Source organism: Peribacillus sp. P4_C12, assembly GCF_056402095.1.
This window is the reverse complement of record NZ_JBFUIB010000045.1, coordinates 1-21,015: the sequence shown is the minus strand read 5'-3', so window position 1 is coordinate 21,015 and position 21,015 is coordinate 1. Positions and strand designations below refer to the sequence as shown.

Genomic DNA, 21,015 nt, shown 5'->3' with positions numbered 1-21,015 from the left:
ATTTACTCGTGAGTTTCTGGCTTACTCGTGAATTTTCACGATTTACTCGTAAGTTTGGCTGATTTACTCGTGAGTTTTCACGATTTACTCGTGAGTTTCTGGTTTACTCGTGAATTTTCACGATTTACTCGTGAGTTTGGCTGATTTACTCGTGAATTTTCACGATTTACTCGTGAGTTTCTGGTTTACTCGTGAGTTTTCACGATTTACTCGTGAGTTTGGCTGGTTTACTCGTGAGTTTTCACGATTTACTCGTAAGTTTGGCTGATTTACTCGTGAATTTTCACGATTTACTCGTAAGTTTCTGGTTTACTCGTGAATTATCACGATTTACTCGTAAGTTTGGCTGATTTACTCGTGAATTTTCACGATTTACTCGTGAGTTTGGCTGGTTTACTCGTGAATTTTCACGATTTACTCGCGAACCTATAATTCACACAAAAAAAAGAACCAAATTTGGTTCTTTCTTCTCGACTTATACAGATCGTTTCCTATTTATATTAATGTTTACGTTTCTCATGATTGTCTATTCCCTTATGCTTCCGATAATTGGCGCAGGAGAGCTTCATACAGTCTCCTTGGACATCCGGACCATATTTTTCACGAAAAGCTTCCAGGCAATAGCATCTATCTTCTTCCTTTTTTGGTCCATCCATTGAGTGCTTCCCTCCTACTATTTAACCGGAGATAACGCGCTTCTCCAGTCTTACATTGATTCGGCCCAACAGCGCGGCACCGATTGACTGAATGACTGTTTTAACAATGATTTGGCCAAAAATCGCAGCGGGTACGGCTTCCCATGGCAGAACGTTGGCACCCAGTGGGCTAAGTCCAATCACAACAAATATCACCGAATCGAAAAATCCTCCGACAATCCCGCTGTAAAATACTCTCCAACTCATCGGAAGTTTTAACCGGGTATATATTTCAGTATCAGCTGTTTCTGCCACCACGAACGATAGTGCGGAAGCAAACACAATTAATAGGGTATCTCCTAATAAAAATGATACGCACGCTGATAAAATTAGTGCCGTGACAATGCACACATACGTCTTCACTCTGCCAAATTTATTCTGAACTAGATCCCGAAAGATAAAGGTTCCCCCGATTAGTAATGTCCCCATCGGAATAATAAACACACCAAGCTGTAATGGTGCAAAAGCTGCTGTAACCACATTCGCGGTGACAATGGACACTAAATACAATATAATTCTTAACATTTCTTACATTCTCCTTATACAGAAAAAACAGCACCCTAAGAAAGAGCACTGTTCTTCTTAGTTTTTTTGAGAGGGTAGCTAGAACCTCTTCCGCATGAGCGGATTATCTTTTTCCTAATTTATCGTAGCTTGAAAACGAATGGAAATCAAGAAGTTTCCACATTACCTATTTCTAAAAGAATTCAGTAAATACTTTATTAATAATTAGACTTATGGCTGATGTTTCGAATTTTGTTACTACATATGTGAATTGGAGTAGATCCTGTTAAATCATTTTATTCTAATATTTGACAATTACAAAACACTGCTATATGATTTTATTAACCACTGGTCAATAACTATGGAGGTGATACTATGTCCCCAAGGAAATCAGAAGGAAAAGAATTATCTAAGGAAATGGTATTGAATGAAGCCCGGAAACTTTTTGCATCCGTTGGGTATTCAAAAGTTTCAATGCGGCAATTAGCTAAAACATTAGATTGTAGTCATGGCGCCATTTATTATCATTTTAAAAATAAGGCCGAAATATTTTATAGTTTGGTAAAAACGGATTTTTCTCTATTGAATAATAAAATAGATGATATCATCCTAACTGAAAATAATGCTTCTCAAAAAATAGAGAAGATATTACTATGCTTTATAGAGTTTGGGTTAACCCAGCAAAATCATTATGCAATCATGTTTTTATCTAAAGAAAAAGAAATTCAACATTTACTTCAACTTGATTCTAATAAAACATATGAAAAACTAATCAGTTCTCTGACTGACCTTACAGAAAATAAACTAAACCCCGCATCAATATGGTCTATTTTCCTTTCGCTCCACGGCTTTATAACTTTTTATATTAATACACAACTTTCATATCAAGATGTAAAAAGCTTAGCTAATTTTCACGTTAAAAATATTATGAAGGGTATTGAATAATTTTTTTCACATTCATTGACCAATGGTTAATAAAGAATAGGAGGCTTAAATATGGTGAAAAAATTAATACATTCTGAAGGGCTTATGGTTCTTATAGCGATAATTTATATCTATTCAATAAATGAATTTAGCTGGTGGATTTTCCTTTTATTACTATTAACACCTGACATTTCTATGTTAGCCTATCTAATCAATAATCAAATTGGTGCCAAGGTTTATAACTTGTTTCATACTTATACAATATCAATACTCGTCATTTTGCTAGCTGTTTCTCTAAGCCAGGATACAATTTTAATGGTAGGTTTAATTTGGACGGCTCATATTGGAATGGATCGTTTTTTAGGATATGGCCTTAAATACACAACGGCTTTCAAGGCTACACACATTCAAGAGGTATAATCAGTGGTATTTAGCTTATTGTCCGCATAAAAAAAGCAGTGTGATTGAATCTTGAGCATCACACTGCTTCTTCCTCTCTTACTTTACACTCCCCGCTTATTTCCCCATATATAGGTATGCAGCTGCGGCAGCACTTTCACATTTCTAAGTTCATCATCAGCTATTACTTTATCAATTAGCTCTTCATATTTTTTCAAAAGTCCGCTAATCAGCTGTTGATCATTAGCCGTCCTGCTGTCATCATTGCCAACCTGCAAATAAAAAGGAATATCCGGGTACCGGAAATGTACGTTTTTGGCATACTGATAATCTTCATCATCAAAGACTACAACCTTCAACGAGACATGATTATCGGGATTTCGATTGGCAAGATTAGATATTATTCGATCAAGCACCTCAAAGTCCGTGTTCATCCTAGAACTCGGCGGCTTAGGTGAAATAGTCAGTTCATCAATATCGAGAAACCAATCCTGCCAACGGCTTCCCTGTGTTTCCACGCCGATTTTCATTCCATTATCTTTTAAAATTGCTATCAAGCCATCTAGATTTTTCAGCAGTGCTGGATTTCCACCTGATATTGTAACGAAGGAAAAGCCCTCACCGCCAATTCGCTTCAGCTCATTCCATATTTCTTCGGCAGTCATTTGATCTGTATCTTCCTTACCAGTGCCGTCCCAAGTAAACGCGGAATCACACCAGGCACAAGAATAATCGCATCCTGCCGTCCGAACAAACATGGTCTTTTGTCCGATGACCATGCCCTCCCCTTGGATTGTCGGACCGAAGATTTCCATAACAGGCAGCTTACTCACTTTCCATCCACTCCCGTCTAGCTTCAGCATAACTCGTCGGCGTTTCATATAGACGAACAAATTCGACTCTAGCACCCTCATAATTCTTGGTTAAAAGGGCTTCGGCCATTTTTTCATAAATCCAGACAACCATATTTTCAGCTGTTGTATTCATGAGCGGCAGTGTTTCATTCAAATAACGATGATCAAGGTGTATTTCAATCTCATTTTTCCAAATTTCTTTGATGTCACCAAAATCTATCATCAAACCGCGTGAATCCGTATATCCGCTCAATCCGAAAATGACCCTATACGTGTGGCCATGTAAGTTCTTGCATTTGCCTTCATAGTCATGAAGATGGTGCGCGGCATCAAAGGTGAATTCCTTGCTGACCATGACCCGCTTACTTGAGTAGTTTAATTGATTCCGCTGAATATCTTTATCTATTTTTTGAAGCTTATCCACGATAGTAAAACCGTACATTATTTAAGCACCTGCCGTCTGCTTACATAGTCATCCAGCCCTTTTTTCCGAAGCTTACATGCCGGACACTCACCACAGCCGTCGGATATAATCCCGTTATAACAAGTCAGAGTCTTCTCACGGACGAAATCAAACGCGCCAAGCTGATCCGCAAGCTCCCATGTTTCCTCTTTATTCAGCCACATAAGCGGCGTATCAATCACAAATGACTGGTCCATCGACAAATTCAAGGTCACGTTCAACGATTTAATGAATACATCGCGACAGTCTGGATATCCGCTGAAATCCGTCTCGCAGACACCAGTGACAATATGCTTAGCCCCAATTTGGCTTGCCAATACACCGGCAAACGAAAGGAACAGCAAATTCCGCCCTGGTACAAACGTTGACGGCAGTTCCCCGTCTTCTCCGTCCTCTACTGCGATATCACTTCGCGTTAACGCATTCGGCGCTAGTTGGTTCAACAGCGACATATCCAGAATATGATGGGTAATGCCCAGTTCCTTAGCAATCTTTTGCGCGCATTCGATTTCCATGCTGTGCCGCTGATTATAATCAAACGTAACCGCTTCTACTTCCTCAAATCGCTCCATTGCCCAGAACAAACACGTCGTACTATCCTGTCCCCCGCTAAACACAACCACTGCCTTTTCCTTCTTCATCATTTCTATAAAACTCCTTTTTACGGAAAAAAACAGCACCCTAAGAATAGAGTACTGTTTCTCCTTAGTTTTTTTGAGAGGGTAGCTAGAACCTCTTCCGCCTAGCGGAATATTATATTTTTCCAAATTAATAGTAACTTGAATATGAAAAGAAATCAAGAAGTTTATATCAAACTGATTATTAGACGAAATGGTAAAGTTTGTTATACAACATATCTTCCTTTACCTCCTTAAATATCCTATTATTTTTCCGATAAAAAAGGGTAAACAAAAATATAGCAAAAGGGGTCCATTAACGTGAAAAGTATTAAAGGAAAGATATTGGTGGCATTTTCACTCATTATATCTTTGTGTATCATCTTAGGAGCATTTAATATCTATAGTAGCAATAAGTCACTTGTGCATTCCAAAGATATTATTAAACATGAATTGCCGGTTCTTATTGATGAAGAACAACTACTCAATAATCTTGCACAAAGAAGCGCATTCGCAAGAGGCTATATTCTATTTGGCGACGAAAGTAATAAAGAGAGGTTCTTAAAATATACCGAAGAAAGCAAAGTCATTCAGGAGGATCTTTTAGCCTTAAGTGATTCTGACAAAATGAAGGAATTGATTCAGAAAAGCGTGGATTGGAGAACGATTATTATTGACCGCGTATTTACACAATATGATCAAGGAAATGTAGAACGCGCTAAAGAAATACTAAAGGATGAAGTTGCACCAATAAGCAATGAATTGATGGATGGGTTTAGGGAGCTAGCTTCCGAACGCGAGAAATCGATTGTCGCTTCCGGAGAAATCGTCATCGCAAGTGGAGAATCAGTTAAAACGACTAGTATCATTATATCCATTGCCGCGGTCATCATAGGCCTTCTGCTTGCGCTTGTAACAGCCAATATTATTACAAAACCTCTCCTTAAAATTAAGGACAGAATGAAAGTAGTGGCGAATGGTGAGCTGAACCATGAACCTTTAGAGCAAAAGTCAAATGATGAAATTGGAGAATTAACGCTGTCCTCCAACCAGATGCAGAAAAACCTTAGTGATACTATCGAAAAAATGCTAGTTGTATCTGAATCCGTTTCGAACCAAAGCGAAGACTTAACTCAATCAGCAAATGAGGTCCAACAAGGCAGCAGACAGATTGCGACAACCATGTTCGAGCTATCGGAAGGTTCAGAGTCTCAAGCCAACCGAGCAGCTGATATGGTCCATATGATGGAAGAGTTCACCAGAAAGATCCAGCAGGCCTATTCTTGCGGGGAAGAAGTTTCCCAAAGCTCCACCGAGATTCTATCCTTGACCAAGGAAGGAATCATATTAATGCGCAACTCGGTCCAACAAATGAAAATGATTGATGAGATTGTCAAAAATGCTGTCGAACAAGTGAAAGGACTTGACTCACAATCAAAGGAAATCTCACAGCTTGTACAGGTCATCAAGGATATTTCCAATCAAACCAATTTATTGGCCTTAAATGCGGCTATAGAAGCTGCACGAGCCGGCGAACATGGAAAGGGCTTTGCCGTCGTTGCAGAAGAAGTACGAAAACTCGCAGAAGAGGTCACACATTCAGTTGGAGATATCACAAATATTGTCACAGCTATCCAAACTGGTTCAAAAACCGTCGTCCACTCTTTAGAAGATGGATACACACAGGTAGATGAAGGCACGAGACAGATTACCCTCACCGGCCAAACCTTTGAAACAATTAATAATTCGGTCGGGAACATGGGTACAAAAGTACAACATATTACAAATGACTTAAACTATATCACTACCAATAGTATAAAAATCAACCAACCTATCGAAGACATCGCAGCCGTGTCTGAAGAGTCTGCGGCAGGTATTGAACAAGTCTCCGCCTCCGCCCAGCAATCCAGCTCTTCGATGGATGAAATCACTAATCATGCCCGTGAGCTCGCCTCTGCTGCTGAACAACTAACTGACCAGGTTAAAAAGTTCCAATTATGATACTAGCAATTTCCTGCGTGTTGCACGAGGGAAATTGCTTTTTTTGCTTTTCTTTCCTTTCCCCCCTCTACCTTCTATTTCCCTAATGTCTCTATAGATTGTGTTTCGTTTTCGTTAATTTAGGGAATATATTACTAAACACATTAATAAAAAACATATGGATCTAGGCACGTATCAAACAAACATTTTGATTTATTTTCAGAATATTTAGTGTATAATATATATAACTACAAGAATATTTTTTTACCACTAAAATTAATAGTATCATCTACTTCCACTTCACCTACTTACTGGCAAGTTCCAGTATCAAACGCTCATGATCCAAGCATCCCATTTTAACCAATTGCATAGGAACTTCTTCTCAAGAAGGTTCTTTAGTTATTATTCTTTCAAAAGTGAATAAAACACAACCAAATAACTAATAAAACGTACTTTTCTCTCCATTATTGTAAAAAAGGGTTAGGTTTCAACAAACCTATGTTACTATTAAACTAAGACCTTTTTAACCCCACAAGGAGGAATTCATATGAAACGTTTTTTCAAATTCATAGCAGAGTTTAACGAACGGAAAGCCCTAGAACGAGAAACGGACGAGTTCTTTCGCAAAGAATACGAAAATTATATGAAGATGAATTCTGAAAAACAAGGAAAAACGAGATTAGCTCCTAAGCTTTATGTTATTGATGGTGGTAAAAAGGACTCCAATCCTCAGATTTCTGACAGAAAGAAATCCAGTTAACCTTAATTATTCCAGAATCAGCTACTTTCGTCGTGGCTCCTTTCCCTCAAATTACGAATACTCCATAACTAGCGGAGATTTCTTACCCATTCTATTATTCTAAAAAATACAAACGGAAAGCTCAGATATCCTTCTGAGCTTTTTTTCTTTTCATTCTTCTATTAACACTATATTAATAGAAGAAACTAGGCATTTTTCCAAAAAAATTTGCTTGAATTTAGTTTATTTCATTTTAAAGAAAGAAGTCACACTATAGCCCCATGGGTATTTCCCATCTAAAAAACCGAAAATCATAAAAAAAAGAGGGGTGTTCTTTTACTCATCTTTGTTCATATTCAAAAGAGTCCAACTATTTGAGTCGATAGATGCAATCTCTTACATTGAATGACAAATGCATGATTATTGTTACGTAGAAGTCAAACAAATGGGTATAAACAATTATTAAACTGTAATAAACCTTACTTTCAGAAACAATTCATTATACAAATATAGCCATTAAGAATTGGGTTCAAATACTCACGAAACTATTTTGATGCTGTTCAAAATGAGTTTTTATTTACACTTTCCATATTTTAGTGTGAATAAGCCAAGGTTTTACTGGATTTTCACCCATATCTTTGTACTCATAAAACATTTAATCATTTAGATACTATTACACTTATATATACATTTATTTGTAAAATACGATAATAACTATATTGCGATAGAATTTTTGACCCTTGCCTATTAAGTTTAAAATCATGTAGTGTGTATTCAGTAATTCAATATTTGAAAAAAAGAGAGGTTAAAAAATGGCACCAATATTTATTTGTGCGATCTTTTTGCTTGGCTATGGCATTTTCGAACAAAAACGCCATCAGAAGCGTCTCGACTCCATCCCGGTACGTGTGAATGTGAATGGGATTCGAGGGAAATCGACTGTAACGCGTCTAATTACAGGTGTGATCCAGGAAGCTAAGTACAAAACAGTAGGTAAAACAACCGGAACATCAGCAAGAATGATCTATTGGTTTACGGACAAAGAAAAACCGATTAAACGCCGTCCAGAGGGACCGAATATCGGAGAGCAACGCCGTGTAGTTAAAGAAGTTGCCGATTTAGGAACAGAAGCACTAGTTTGTGAATGTATGGCTGTACAGCCTGACTATCAACTAATCTTCCAAAATAAAATGATTCAAGCCAACATCGGAGTTATCGTAAATGTACTAGAGGATCATATGGATGTCATGGGACCAACATTGGATGAGGTTGCACAAGCCTTTACAGCAACTATTCCCTATAATGGGCATTTAATAACCATCGAAAGTGAATATTTGGAATTTTTTAAACAAATTGCAAAGGAACGTAATTCGAAAGTAATTGTTGCTGATAATTCAAGAATTTCGGAAGACTTTTTACGCGAATTCGACTATATGGTATTCCCGGATAACGCATCCCTTGCTTTGGCCGTTGCAGAAGCATTGGGCATTGATGAAAAAACGGCTTTCCGTGGCATGTTAAATGCACATCCGGATCCAGGTGCCATGCGTATCACTAAATTCGGAGACCCAATTCAGCCATCTTTCTTTGTAAATGGCTTTGCCGCAAATGACGCGTCATCGACGTTAAACATCTGGGAACGTGTAAGTACGTTTGGATACAGCACAGAAGCCCCTATCGTCATCATGAACTGCCGTGCTGACCGTGTGGACCGTACAGAGCAGTTTGCAAGAGATGTATTGCCGTACATTAAATCTGAAATCGTCATTGCCATTGGTGAAACTACATCACCGATTACCCGAGTATTTGAGCAAGGTAAATTAGATACAAAAGAGTATTGGGATTTAGAAAACTGGTCAACAGAAGAAATCGTAGCCCGTCTCCGCCCATTAATGAAAAACCGAATCGTATACGGAGTCGGTAACATCCATGGTGCAGCAGAACCATTAATTGAAGCATTTATGAAATCTAAAACGAAGCAAAAAGCGAGTTAAGTAGGAGGAACCTTAATGTTTGGATCGGATTTATATGTAGCCCTAGTACTAGGGGTAACGCTTAGCCTTATTTTTTCAGAAAAAACGGGTGTCGTACCCGCAGGACTTATTGTGCCAGGTTATTTGGCATTAGTATTTGATCAATGGGAAATCATGCTGGTCATCTTGATCATTAGTGTAGTAACTTATTTAATCGTCACTCACGGCCTTTCAAGATGGGTGATTTTATATGGAAGAAGAAAATTTGCAGCTATGATGGTAACCGGAATTTGTTTAAAGCTCCTATTAGATTTCGTCTACCCTGTCATGCCATTTGAAATTTTCGAGTTTCGAGGAATCGGTATAATCGTACCAGGTTTAATAGCGAATACCATTCAAAGACAAGGAATGCCATTAACACTTGGCAGCACACTTCTATTATCCGGTTTAACTTTCGGCTTAATGAACGTGTACTACCTATTCTGAGGTGCATAAAATGAAACGAACTTTAAATGCAAAAGAAAAAACACTTATTTTTATTAAACATACGAAAACAAAGAATCTTAAGTATGCTGGAATCATTCTCCCTATTTTACTTATAGCATTAGTCATTACCACTTGGATGGGACGGGCTGAAGAAGTGAACACAGTCGCTTCAAAATCGGATCAAACATTAACGATGACAATGGTCGGTGATGTGATGATGGGACGATATGTTGAAAAAGTGACAGATAAACACGGGTATGATTACCTCTTCCGTTACATGAAGCCCTATTTTACTGCTTCAGATTATGTTAGCGGAAACTATGAACACCCTGCTTTAAAAGAAGATGTATCTAAATACAAAGAAGCAGACACAGCGATTCGATTAAACTCACATCAAAGTGGTGTAGAAGCTGTAAAAAATGCTGGCTTCTCTGTAATGACCCTAGCCAACAACCATATGATGGACTTTGAAGAACAAGGCCTGCTTGACACAATTGATGACTTCAAAAGTGCGGATATGGATTACGTCGGTGTTGGATCAAATACTACAGATGCTAAAGCAAGTATCAATTATTCAGATGTTAATGGCGTACGTGTGGCTACTCTTGGCTTCACCGATGTTTATGGCAAGGATGCAGTATCCAAAAATAATCAAGCTGGTTTATTAAACTCTAATCCGGATTTATTATTTGAAATGATTGGTAAAGCTAGAGATGCTAAGCAAGGAAACGCAGACTTAGTTGTGGTAAATATGCACTGGGGACAAGAATACTCTACATCTGCTACATCACGTCAAACAGAATTGGCTAAAGCAGTCATTGATGCTGGTGCGGACGTTATCATCGGTCATCACCCCCATGTCCTTCAATCGTTTGATGTATATAATGACGGAATTATCTTTTATAGTTTAGGAAACTTTGTATTTGACCAAGGTTGGACACGCACAAAAGATTCAGCCATGGTTCAATACCATTTAGCAGAAGACGGACAAGCTACCATTGATGTCGTTCCCCTGCAAATTGAGGAAGCAACACCAAGACCAGCTACCTCTTCGATCGACCAATCACGAGTTTACCGTCAGTTGACGAAGGAAACTAGTGAAAAAGTTCAATGGTCTAAAAAAGAGAATCATATTGAGATTACCATGAATCATAAGAAGGTAATCGACCATAAGACACAACGTGAACAAGAAGAAAAAGTAGCGCAAGAAAAGAAAGCTGCACAACAAAAGAAAGCTGCGCAAGCAGAGAAAACTGCTGTACAACAAGATATCCAACCAATACAGTAAACAACTATGAACAAACACGTGAATAAGAATCTTATTAGAGACGCACGACTTAGATGCTCACCGAAAAGAGGGGATCAATTAGTGATTAATCGTATGACGAGGAAAGTACTTCTTTCCCTATGTTTGCTTATATATTTAGCAGGATGTTCGGAGCCATCCCCTCTTTCTGACACGAATAAACCGATAGACAGTAAGTCAGCCAATCAATCGTATGGAGTTAGTTCTTCCAGCCCTTTCGCAATAGATGTTGGAATGGAGATTTTGGATAACGGCGGAACAGCTGCAGATGCCGCGATTGCCGTATCTTATGTATTAGGTGTAACTGAACCTTATGGATCTGGAATTGGTGGTGGCGGCGGTATGCTGATTGTACCCGAATCCGAAGATCCCAATTTTATCGATTACCGTGAAACGTCACCTGAAGACCCAAGTTCAAAACACAATACGGGCATTCCTGGCTTAGTAGCCGGCATGCAGGTTGTTCACGATAAGTATGGAAGCGTACCGATGGAAGATCTTCTTCAGCCGGCGATTGACCTGGCTGAAGAAGGATTTACAGTTGATGAAACGTTAACATCACGATTAATTGCATCCCAATTCAGAGTTTTTTCTGAAGATACTCAAATATTTTATCCTGATGGTGATGCCATTAAACCAGGCAAAACTCTTACTCAAGAAAAGCTTGCTGAAACATTGAAACTGATACAGCGGAAAGGCCCTGACGGTTTTTATAAACAGGACATCGCACGCGATATAAAAAGAAAAACAGACATCGACTTGATGGATTTAAAGCACTATGATGTTAAAGAACGGGAGCCGGTTCAAGGAACATTTGCCGGGTATGACATTTTGTCAGCCCCTCCTCCCTTTTCTGGAATTACAGTTCTTGAAATGTTAATGCTTGCTGAGAAAACAAACCTTGGTGATTCTTCCGGCAAATCRGATTACATGAAGGAGCTAGGGGCCATCACAAACATTGCCTATCAAGACCGAGTTTCTCATACTGGGGATGGAATCAGTGCCTCTAAGGCTGAACAACTTCTATCCCCCATTCACCTAAGCAATCTGAAAAATAAGATCCAAGAGGGAGAATGGAAAAATATAGAGTCTGGAGATTCCGAAGAACATGAAAGTACGACTCACTTTGTGATTATGGACAAATATGGTACTGTCGTTTCTGCAACAAATACGCTCAGTAACTTTTTCGGTTCAGGTGATTATACGAATGGTTTCTTCCTTAACGATCAATTGAAAAATTTCCGATCCGGTTTGAATTCTCAAGATGCGTATAAACGGTCAAGAACCTTTACAGCACCAACAGTTCTCAAAAAACCTGGCGAAGAAACGATTGGCATCGGTTCACCAGGTGGTGACAGAATACCTCAAGTACTGATGCAAGTCCTTTATTCATATACACAGAATAAAGGCTCATTTCAGGATATTATTGACCGCTATCGGTTCGTCTTTGATGGAAAGACCATCTATACGGAATCTCGGCTTTCAAATGAAATAATCTCATCATTAGAAGATTCAGGGTATAACGTCGTTCAAAAGGTTTCCCCCATGTATTATGGCGGAGTTCAAGTTCTAGTTAAAAACGAGAAGAACGGCCGGTTATCCGGAGCTGGAGATCAAAGAAGAAATGGTAGCTGGAAAGCACAGCAATAAAAAGAGCATCCAGCGTACCAGTTCATCTTTAAACATATAAATTTTTAAAGATCTATAAGGGGACGAGAATATGAATATTGTAAAAAAAGTAGCAAGCTGGGTTATCCCTGTTATTCTTATAGCAGGCCTGCTTGTAACTATGAATACGTTTAAACGGTCGGAAACATTAACACCGGATGAGCAAAAGAAAATAGAACAATATACTAAAATCCAAGAATAAAAAAAGCCGGGATTTCTCCCCTGCTTTTTTTATTTTTGATTTCAAGGGGTAATAATCTAATCTACAAATTGGGAGAGGAAATCATGCTGAAAAATAGCTATACAAATTTTGCTGAACTGCAACAGAAAGAACAAGAAAAAATTGATTACAGCATCACCGCTTATTACAGAAATCCTGATATAGCAGTCCTAGCCATACATGGAGGAAATATCGAACCAGGCACAAGCGAAATTGCTGTAGCTCTTGGAGAAAAACTGAATGCTAGCACCTATCTATTTGAAGGTCTGAAAAAAAGAAATAACCAAATCCTCCATATAACATCCAACTTATTCGATGAACCAATCGGTGTTAGAATAGCATCTAACGCAATGACCAATCTCTCCATCCATGGTCATTATGACATTCATAATGCGCTAGTCTATATTGGCGGTAGAGATGAAGCCTACAAGAGATTGATTGAACATTCCCTAAATTCAGCCGGATTTCAAACGGATGACGCACCTAGGCACCTTTCAGGCATGGGTGAAAGGAACCTCACAAACTTATGTAAAACTGGGAAAGGCGTTCAATTAGAGCTCTCGACTAAACTACGAAAAAATTTTTTCAAAGAAGATAACTTYACTAGAAAAAACAGAAAAAACCAATCGGAACTTTTGAATCGATTTGTCAACGCATTAGAAAAGGCGACTATAAGTTATAAACAAAACTTTTATTCATAACATTTTTTAAATGTAAAATTAATTCAAAAAAAGACTACCCAGAAACATCTAAGTTAGTCTTGTGATCACTCGTATATATCATTAGTTCATAAGGTTTTCGACTTGACCAAAGCTTTCGAACTTCTCCGCAAAATAAGCTGACTCAAGATTGGATATATGAACACCAGCGTTTTCTGTTGTATTGATAAAACGGCCATCCCCTAGGTATATGCCTACGTGGGTCACGCCTAGTCTTGTGCCTGTATCCCTAAAAAACACTAAATCCCCTGCCTTTGGATTTTCGATTTTCGGCAGCAAGGAAAAGTAGTCCTCTGCTGAACCGCGTTTTACTGAAAGGCCCTGCTCCTTCATGACCCAATAGATGAAACCGCTGCAATCCATTCCAATCATTGGATCATCTTCTCCGAAAACATAGGTAAATCCACGTAGAGTGTAGGCATACTTAATGACATCATAAGCTTTATCATAGGAAGCCTCTTGATTTTCATAAAACGGATACAAAGTATTGCTGTATACTTGAAGATACTGCCCCTGCATCAAGCTATCAGTTGGTAAAGCGTTACGCTTTTTGATTGTCTTAATCGAAATACCGTAATTAACCGATATGCTATTAAGTGTTTCCCCATTTTGGACGATATGCTCTCCCTTAGGTGTATACGTTTTATACACGGCTTGGTATTTTGCAAAATATTCTTCTGTGGTCGATCTCACCTGAACTGTTTCTGCTCCATATCCAGAATTGACAAACTGATCTTTCCCCAAATAGATACCAGCGGTCACGACTTTTGAACTGCCTCTTTCTAGAAAAAATATAATGTCTCCATCCTTAGGTGTATCTGTATCCATTCCTTGCTTATAATAACCTTCTACTGTCAAACGGTCGATGGGCACATTTTGTTGGGAGAGTACCCAATGAATCAATCCGCTAGAGTCAAACCCTTTTTTAGGCGTCTCTTCTCCAGCTGTTTTTTTAAATCCTGTAAAGGTTTTCGCGTAGTTTGCAATTTGTTTTCGTCTCTCCACCCATTGATAAATTGAAGGGGTATAAACCGTTTTAATGATTCGTAACTTCTGCCCCGCATATAACTTACCATCCGGTAAACCATTCGTCTTCATTAATTGCTCTTCCGACATATCATAAGTCAATGCAATCGATTCTACCGTGTCTTTAGAGGATACAGTATGAACTCGATCAGCCGCTTCAACTTTTACACCAGGGGAAAAAGTAAAACTAAACATGACTAGTAATAAAAGCAAAATACTGCCTAATGTTCTTTTACCCATTTTAACCCTTCCTTTATAACCAGAAATATTTATTAAAACATGCAGTCATCTAGTCAAAACACTTGATTATAGAGATGTTTTTTTAAAATAAATCAGGTATATATATAACTTTTATCTCAATACCTTTTTCAACATTACAACTTAATACTCATCCTCTTTTATAATATCGGTAATTACCCTATGCCTTTTATCCTGTTATCAACAAATATATATATATTTGTTTAGTTTTTTAACAAATTCCCACACCATTAATAGTTTTTTATACCCATATCATATGATAATAAATCAACATCTAGTCGATTTTTAATTAAACATAAAAAAGGAGCCTCTTCTTCTGAAATTCAAGAGACCCCTTCTCTTACCTTATCAGAACACTTCTTATGAAAAACGGATATAATTTAATGGGGAGGGATTTAGTTGAACAATAATTCATTAAAACAAAAGGCTATCGAAATAGGGAAGGTACATAGTGGATATACATTAGAAATTGAAGATTTTCATAAAAAAAGTGGGACATTAATGTTCGCCTGGAAATCAGCTTGCGGATATAAGGAGATAATCGTAGAGCTGGATGTATTCGGCAATCTGCTAGATTTTCATCTTGATAAGGAGTCTGTATCTAAAGTGGTATTAGCGGAAAAATCACTTCATGAAAGTGCATTACAGTATGTCATGGTCTACTATCCCGAAGCACCGGATAATTTTATCCTGGAAAAAATAAGCGTGAACAATGATAAGAAATCTATGCAATTTACCTATGTTCAGCAGCAATTAAATTTACCGCTTCCTCGTACTGGATTTTTCGTGGAGACTGCTCTAGACGGCGAGGTTATCCACTTCCATTATTATGGAGTTGTAAAAGAAATCACCCTGCCAGAAAACCTTTTTTCTAAAGAGCTAGTGATGGAAAAATGCCTGAAAGACCTCGATATAAAGCTTTCTATTGCTATGATTAACTCGGATGTCCATGAAAACGGCAAGGACTTGCCTCGTCTAGTATATGAACCGGTTCTCCCCTTTTATAGCCACCCTGCCAACCCTTCATCTGTAAAGAAAAGGGATGAACAAGTGGATGAAAATGAAGAGAGCTCATTATTACTCCCGCTTCCTCAACAGGAAATGCCATTACCTGATATTAATAAAGCTATCGGTTTTGACCTCGATGCCTATACGAAAGTACGGGAAGTAGATTTGGGTGATGAACTTGTCACGGTTTGGAGACAGGGAGAACCGCCAAAAGTTCAAGATTTAAGTGTAGACAGCTATTTCATTACTCAGAATGACCAGGCCTTCAAAATCAAGACAAACAAAGAAACTGGCATGGTATCATCGTTTGCCAATTTCGAAGACACGAGGGGCCCCCTGTCCTTATCCATCACAGAATGTAAAAGAATCGCCAGCCAATTTCTTTACAAGCTGTATCCTGATGCTAACCGTTACTTTTATATTAATGAGGTTATATCGGATACAGAGAATCATAAGGTCGCTTTTCACTTTACGCTGATATATGAAGGAATACCTTTTGGGCTCGCTTATCTATCAGTTAATGAAACAACCGGTAACATTGATTCCTTCTTCGGACCTGATCTTGATCCACTTACCCTGTCGCAACTCCAAACGCTGCCTGCAATTTCCCCTGAACAGGCCAGGAAACGATTCATTTCGGCTTTCGAGCTCGAACTGCTCTGGGATATTAACTACAAAGAGAACAGCGATGAATATTATGAACTTGTCTATAAACAATCCTCTAGGAGAATATCATACATTGAAGCACAGACTGGTGAAATCATATGGGCGAAGTTACATTAGAGACATTCCATATACAAAGAAATCACTACTAACGCATTTATTTAAAAATTTCAAAGGTGTAAAAAATGCATACCACTTATTGAATTATTGTCATGAATTCAAATTTTTTAAGAGGTTCTAAAAATCGGTTGAGTAAAGAGTAAATGGTATCGATTGTAATGTTTTTCATGATAAAGTGAGCCTAATGTATTGGAGTGAACATCTTGATAACAATAACAGTTAAAGCCCAGGAAATAATTAAAGGCATGCAGCAAAGTATGGAAGAGGAAACATTTTTGAGATTTGGTGTAAGAAGAGCATGTTGTAACCAGATGAACTATTCATTAAGTTTGACAAGATTTAAAACAGAACAAGAAGAAGAACTAGTTTTACATGGTATTAAAATTTTAATCGATCCATCTGATGCCCGATTTACGGATCAAACAAAAATTGATTATGAAGGTGATGGTTTTTTGATAAATAACCCTAATCCGTTAGTTTCACCATTAATCTATTAGAAGAAAAAGGGGGAACCACATTTGTAGCTTCCCCCCTTTTCTCTAAATCTATGTCAGTACCCTGAGTAAATCTATGCACATGTAACATCGGAAAATATAGAAACTGTTGTCCATTAAATAACACAAGAATATCTGAACTCAGATCAGTAAGAATTGCTCTATAAGATTTCCTTCCTGAGAGTTGAGCATCAATCTGTTCACCTAGTAATGCGCCCTCAACACTAATACTAATTCCTCCTAGGGCAATTAGCTAAATACCATTTGCACCCAATAGTATAATAAAAGCAGCGTCACCACGGTAGCTAAGGGTATGACTATTAGGGATACGTTTAAATAATCTTTCCAACTTATTTTCATTTTATTTTGTTTCAAGATATGCATCCAGATAAGGGAGGCAAGCGTACCAATAGGTAATAACAATGAGCCCATGTCACTCCCAATTATATTCGCGAGATAGATCGTTTTTAACGTGATTGGATCAAGTCCCATTTCTGTTAAGGTAATGGTACCAATCATTAAGGCTGGATGATTATTAAAAATGTTTGATAGAATCGAAACTAATCCTCCCATGACAAAACTCGCACTTAATAACCCCTGGTTTACAATTGGTTCACATATTTGCACGAGTATTGCTGTAAGTCCTACATTATGGAGGCCATAAATAATGACATACATAGAGAATGCAAATATCAGAATATGCCATGGTGTCTTTTTTAAGATATCAACAGGATTGGTTCGCAAATGATACCATCTCCACACCAGTAAAGATAAGGACCCAAGTACAGCAACCAATTCAATTGGTATGGAAAGATACGAAGCAACAAAGAGTAAACAGCGCACCACAAAGACATAGAGCAATACCTTTAACATAAATTTAGTACGTTGACGTTTTGTTTTAACCGACATTTTTCCCTTTAAAGGATGGAAATTCTTAGTAAAAAAACTATCCTCAATGTCATAAGTCAGATCGGGCAACTTTTTGGGCAATTTTTTCTTTACCACTACGAACATCAACCATGACATAAAGATTAAACCCAATGTTGCAGGTACAAACATCATGGCTGTATGCATATAAAGTGTCATATGCACAATTTGCAATGCGATTAAATTGACAATGTTACTAACCCCAATAGGAGCGCTAGAAGCAGTTGCAATCAGTGCTCCGCTCAAAAGATATGGAATGGCTTCATGCGGTTTCAGTCTAAGATTTTTCAGAAGCAATATCAATATGGGTGTCGTAATCATGATGCTACCATCGTTATTAAATAACAGGGTCATTAAAAAACATAATAATTGAATGTACCAATATAGGCGATATCCTGAACCTCTAGCAAGGGTAGCAAGTTTTGCAGCCGCCCAATGAAAAAAACCAAAACTTTCTAGTATGACAGCCATGACAATCGTTGCCATGATGGTGATCGATGCGCCCCCGATTTTATTGATAATATCCAAAATATCTCCACGTGATACTATGCCAGTTAGTAAAATAATACCCGCACCGATTGAAGCTGGCCACGCTTCATTTATACCTCCTGGCCTCCATAATATGACTATCATTGTCATGACGAACACAAAGATAGCCATTCCAATTTCGATATGCATGTTATTCTCCCCTTTTCGGGCCTTGAGCCATTGGACCCTACTTGTCCGATCCCTATATATATATTCCTCCTTATTAAAAAAGCACAAGATAGTAAACCACTTCTTCTAAATTGTACCTTTGTCCTTCTAGTAAAAATGTCCACTAAAGAGAGAAGTCTATACCTTTTAATCATGGTTAGGTACCTACTACATTTCACATATCTTCTAATAAGATCTATAGATTCCACTATTCCGGTTTGAAAAGAGAGAAACCACTATAGTGCTTTCCCCCTTTTCAAACCCTATATGGCCATCTGCTATTTCTACATCTAAAATTCTCCCAACATATGCTCTAAGTCATTTATTAATTGTGTAAGCTAATTCGTATATTGAGCAAATTCAATGGCTGAAGCCGCTTGTTCCTCCATCGACGATGCAATCTCTTCAGATGAAGCAGTTGTTTGCCGAGATACAGTATTTCTTCTATCATTCTTACCCCTAATGGAAAAACCCTTGAATTCTATAGAATCCAAGGGTTTCACATGGGGAATAATACGATTTATGTTGTAAGCAAAGATTTAGCGTAATGCTGCAGCTAAGCTTTCACCAAATTCTCTAGCTCCATCTGGGCCGTCACCTGTGATAATATCATCATGTGCAACAACATGTTGTTCAACATATTCAACATGATTAGCTTTCAATTCGTCAATTTGGACATCAACGGGGTAACACGCTGCTTTTCGTCCAGAAAGTAAACCTGTTTTAGCCACAGTTACAGATCCTGCACAAATTCCTGTGACAAGAACCATTTGCTCATGAGCTTGTTTCAAGTAGCTTTGTAATTCTTGATTGCCCCATAGATGATCGTTCGTACCAGATCCTCCAATTACAGCTATAGCATCAAAATCACTAGCTGAAACGTCAGAAAAGATCACTTCAGCATTTGCCTTACCTTGATAGTCACCAGTAATCTCACCTGTCTTTATACTTGCAATCGTTACTGTAACGCCTGCATTTTCTAATACTTCTTTTGGTTGAAATAATTCATCTTCATTAAAACGTTCTGGTGGTATAATAAGTAATGCTTTTTTACTCATATATGTCTTCCTCCTAATAATTGAAAAAGATTGTCTGTCCGACTACTCATATTGTAGCGCTGGTTTTAAACGTTGTGAAGAACGCACTTTTATGTGCGGAGGTTACCTAAAAGTTACTGGTAAAATAAAAAAGGAGTTAAATATCCATGTCAGAAACATTAAGAGATGAAATCAAAGAAAAAATCTTAAATGGCTATTATAATTGCGAAAAAGAACTTACTTTATCAATTTTCAGCGGCAAATGGAAAATCGTTATTTTATGGCATTTAGGTGTAGAAGGCCCACACCGATTCAGTGACTTACAAAGACTTTTCCCAAAAATATCTCATAAAATCTTAACGAATCAGTTGCGTGAACTTATAGAAGATGGTGTTGTTCACCGAGAAGTTTATCCTGAAGTTCCTCCAAAAGTTGAATATTCCATGACTGAACTTGGAATGACTTTACTGCCAATTGTTGAAATGATGTATGAGTGGGGAAAAAACAGAATGAATGAAATCAAACAAGAAATGCATTCTGAAAATGATAAGAACAATTAATGCGTACGTTTTTTTCACATAAAGTAGACCGACAATGAGATGTGTCGGTCTTTTATTAACACTGTGCAATTGGATATTTCCGAAAGTAAATGAATAAAGTGATTATATATAAACCAACTATTGCTTAAAAAAATCAATTAATGACAAAACATCACTGATTGACTACGATAATATACTTTTCATGCAATTTTTCCCATTCATCTTTTGGAAAGTCCATATAATGACCATTCAGTAAAGCACTCAGCATATCAAGGCAAACATGCCATCCTGCCAAATCTTTTGATGTATGGTCACTTAATGTGGGGATCGATTCTTTTAATACTAATAAACAACCATCAGTTTTAGGGGATAATTCGAAACGAACCCAACCGTCACCCCATTCGAATTCTAGGACGGAATGTTTTTGGAAGTCTCTTATCTTCATATCAAAAGATGAGCCAGTCCCATCATTCATATTAAATTTTATTGTCCCTTCTTTTTTAAGTTCCTCAATTTCAAGATTCGACATCCATTTTTCTAACTTATCATTTTCAGTTAAAGCAGCCCAGACCTGTTCTACTGAATGCTTTAGTAGACGTTCAAAGCGAGCAATATGTCCACCTTCAACTTTTTCTATTACTGCTAGCATATGTTATTCCTCCTCATTCAAATTTTTTAAGTGTATCAATCCTGCCGGTCA

The 21,015-nt window shown here is 37.7% G+C and carries 23 protein-coding genes and 2 riboswitches; of the genes, 14 read left to right on the top strand and 9 right to left on the bottom strand.

Annotated elements, in window-relative coordinates:
- Window positions 1-136 precede the first annotated feature (136 nt).
- The gene (locus tag AC1DUW_RS09980; protein ID WP_477642443.1) at window positions 137-268 is read left to right on the top strand and encodes a hypothetical protein; all 132 of its coding nucleotides are present in this window, start codon (window positions 137-139) and stop codon (window positions 266-268) included.
- A 232-nt stretch (window positions 269-500) separates the two neighbouring features.
- On the opposite strand, the gene AC1DUW_RS09975 is transcribed toward AC1DUW_RS09980, so the two are convergent.
- Window positions 501-656 (bottom strand): hypothetical protein, encoded by a 156-nt coding sequence (locus AC1DUW_RS09975; RefSeq protein WP_161804952.1) that lies wholly within the window; start codon window positions 654-656, stop codon window positions 501-503.
- Window positions 657-677: 21 nt separating this feature from the next.
- Window positions 678-1,220, bottom strand: coding sequence for a VUT family protein (locus AC1DUW_RS09970; RefSeq protein ID WP_053347407.1), 543 nt, complete (start codon window positions 1,218-1,220; stop codon window positions 678-680).
- Between the two features lie 51 nt (window positions 1,221-1,271).
- Window positions 1,272-1,314: riboswitch (PreQ1 riboswitch) on the bottom strand.
- Between the two features lie 260 nt (window positions 1,315-1,574).
- On the opposite strand from AC1DUW_RS09970, the gene AC1DUW_RS09965 reads away from it, so the two are divergent.
- Both AC1DUW_RS09965 and AC1DUW_RS09960 read left to right on the top strand, forming a co-directional pair.
- On the top strand, window positions 1,575-2,144 hold the full coding sequence (locus AC1DUW_RS09965; RefSeq protein WP_477642442.1) for a TetR/AcrR family transcriptional regulator: 570 nt from the start codon (window positions 1,575-1,577) through the stop codon (window positions 2,142-2,144).
- Window positions 2,145-2,195: 51 nt separating this feature from the next.
- Window positions 2,196-2,543: a DUF4260 domain-containing protein gene (locus tag AC1DUW_RS09960; RefSeq protein WP_053347409.1), complete on the top strand. Its 348-nt coding sequence runs from the start codon at window positions 2,196-2,198 to the stop codon at window positions 2,541-2,543.
- Between the two features lie 83 nt (window positions 2,544-2,626).
- Here AC1DUW_RS09960 and queE read toward each other — a convergent pair whose 3' ends face one another.
- From queE to queC, 3 genes are read right to left on the bottom strand one after another with little or no spacing between them, the layout of a single operon-like run.
- Window positions 2,627-3,355, bottom strand: a complete 729-nt coding sequence (queE, locus tag AC1DUW_RS09955; RefSeq protein ID WP_053347410.1) for a 7-carboxy-7-deazaguanine synthase QueE — start codon at window positions 3,353-3,355, stop codon at window positions 2,627-2,629.
- The gene (gene queD / locus AC1DUW_RS09950; protein ID WP_053347411.1) at window positions 3,348-3,818 is read right to left on the bottom strand and encodes a 6-carboxytetrahydropterin synthase QueD; all 471 of its coding nucleotides are present in this window, start codon (window positions 3,816-3,818) and stop codon (window positions 3,348-3,350) included. Before queD ends, queE begins: the two co-directional genes overlap by 8 nt.
- Entirely contained in the window at window positions 3,818-4,480 is a 663-nt protein-coding gene (gene queC / locus AC1DUW_RS09945; RefSeq protein WP_477642444.1) for a 7-cyano-7-deazaguanine synthase QueC, read from the bottom strand. Before queC ends, queD begins: the two co-directional genes overlap by 1 nt.
- A 58-nt stretch (window positions 4,481-4,538) precedes the next feature.
- Window positions 4,539-4,581, bottom strand: a riboswitch (PreQ1 riboswitch).
- 196 nt (window positions 4,582-4,777) lie between these two features.
- Here queC and AC1DUW_RS09940 point away from each other — a divergent pair.
- The 8 genes from AC1DUW_RS09940 to AC1DUW_RS09905 all read left to right on the top strand — a co-directional run bounded on the left by AC1DUW_RS09940 (window position 4,778) and on the right by AC1DUW_RS09905 (window position 13,529).
- Window positions 4,778-6,457 carry a methyl-accepting chemotaxis protein gene (locus AC1DUW_RS09940; RefSeq protein ID WP_477642441.1) on the top strand — a complete coding sequence of 560 codons (1,680 nt, stop codon included), beginning with the start codon at window positions 4,778-4,780 and terminating at the stop codon, window positions 6,455-6,457.
- 526 nt (window positions 6,458-6,983) lie between these two features.
- Window positions 6,984-7,196: a hypothetical protein gene (locus AC1DUW_RS09935; RefSeq protein ID WP_053347413.1), complete on the top strand. Its 213-nt coding sequence runs from the start codon at window positions 6,984-6,986 to the stop codon at window positions 7,194-7,196.
- A 791-nt stretch (window positions 7,197-7,987) separates the two neighbouring features.
- Complete coding sequence (pgsB, locus tag AC1DUW_RS09930; RefSeq protein ID WP_053347414.1) at window positions 7,988-9,169, top strand: poly-gamma-glutamate synthase PgsB; 1,182 nt, start codon at window positions 7,988-7,990, stop codon at window positions 9,167-9,169.
- A 15-nt stretch (window positions 9,170-9,184) separates the two neighbouring features.
- Window positions 9,185-9,634: a poly-gamma-glutamate biosynthesis protein PgsC gene (gene pgsC, locus AC1DUW_RS09925; RefSeq protein WP_053347415.1), complete on the top strand. Its 450-nt coding sequence runs from the start codon at window positions 9,185-9,187 to the stop codon at window positions 9,632-9,634.
- Window positions 9,635-9,644: 10 nt separating this feature from the next.
- A complete protein-coding gene (locus tag AC1DUW_RS09920) occupies window positions 9,645-10,922 on the top strand; it encodes a CapA family protein (RefSeq protein WP_053347416.1) in 1,278 nt (425 codons plus the stop codon).
- A gap of 81 nt (window positions 10,923-11,003) precedes the next feature.
- The gene (locus AC1DUW_RS09915; RefSeq protein ID WP_477642440.1) at window positions 11,004-12,590 is read left to right on the top strand and encodes a gamma-glutamyltransferase family protein; all 1,587 of its coding nucleotides are present in this window, start codon (window positions 11,004-11,006) and stop codon (window positions 12,588-12,590) included.
- Window positions 12,591-12,660: 70 nt separating this feature from the next.
- Window positions 12,661-12,810 carry a CapE family protein gene (locus tag AC1DUW_RS09910; RefSeq protein WP_477642439.1) on the top strand — a complete coding sequence of 50 codons (150 nt, stop codon included), beginning with the start codon at window positions 12,661-12,663 and terminating at the stop codon, window positions 12,808-12,810.
- 83 nt (window positions 12,811-12,893) lie between these two features.
- The gene (locus AC1DUW_RS09905) at window positions 12,894-13,529 is read left to right on the top strand and encodes a poly-gamma-glutamate hydrolase family protein (protein ID WP_053347417.1); all 636 of its coding nucleotides are present in this window, start codon (window positions 12,894-12,896) and stop codon (window positions 13,527-13,529) included.
- Between the two features lie 81 nt (window positions 13,530-13,610).
- Here the strand turns inward: AC1DUW_RS09905 and AC1DUW_RS09900 are convergent, their stop codons facing one another.
- Window positions 13,611-14,813, bottom strand: a complete 1,203-nt coding sequence (locus AC1DUW_RS09900) for a C40 family peptidase (RefSeq protein ID WP_477642438.1) — start codon at window positions 14,811-14,813, stop codon at window positions 13,611-13,613.
- A 417-nt stretch (window positions 14,814-15,230) separates the two neighbouring features.
- On the opposite strand from AC1DUW_RS09900, the gene AC1DUW_RS09895 reads away from it, so the two are divergent.
- Window positions 15,231-16,622, top strand: coding sequence for a YcdB/YcdC domain-containing protein (locus tag AC1DUW_RS09895; RefSeq protein WP_477642437.1), 1,392 nt, complete (start codon window positions 15,231-15,233; stop codon window positions 16,620-16,622).
- 203 nt (window positions 16,623-16,825) lie between these two features.
- A complete protein-coding gene (locus AC1DUW_RS09890; RefSeq protein WP_477642436.1) occupies window positions 16,826-17,119 on the top strand; it encodes a HesB/IscA family protein in 294 nt (97 codons plus the stop codon).
- Window positions 17,120-17,365: 246 nt separating this feature from the next.
- Here AC1DUW_RS09890 and AC1DUW_RS09885 read toward each other — a convergent pair whose 3' ends face one another.
- Window positions 17,366-18,721 carry an arsenic transporter gene (locus AC1DUW_RS09885; protein ID WP_477642435.1) on the bottom strand — a complete coding sequence of 452 codons (1,356 nt, stop codon included), beginning with the start codon at window positions 18,719-18,721 and terminating at the stop codon, window positions 17,366-17,368.
- 557 nt (window positions 18,722-19,278) lie between these two features.
- Complete coding sequence (locus AC1DUW_RS09880) at window positions 19,279-19,797, bottom strand: DJ-1/PfpI family protein (RefSeq protein WP_477642434.1); 519 nt, start codon at window positions 19,795-19,797, stop codon at window positions 19,279-19,281.
- A gap of 146 nt (window positions 19,798-19,943) precedes the next feature.
- Between AC1DUW_RS09880 and AC1DUW_RS09875 the strand changes: the two genes are divergently transcribed.
- Complete coding sequence (locus AC1DUW_RS09875; RefSeq protein ID WP_053347423.1) at window positions 19,944-20,336, top strand: winged helix-turn-helix transcriptional regulator; 393 nt, start codon at window positions 19,944-19,946, stop codon at window positions 20,334-20,336.
- Window positions 20,337-20,487: 151 nt separating this feature from the next.
- Here AC1DUW_RS09875 and AC1DUW_RS09870 read toward each other — a convergent pair whose 3' ends face one another.
- Window positions 20,488-20,964, bottom strand: a complete 477-nt coding sequence (locus AC1DUW_RS09870; RefSeq protein ID WP_477642433.1) for an SRPBCC family protein — start codon at window positions 20,962-20,964, stop codon at window positions 20,488-20,490.
- Between the last annotated feature and the right edge of the window lie 51 nt (window positions 20,965-21,015).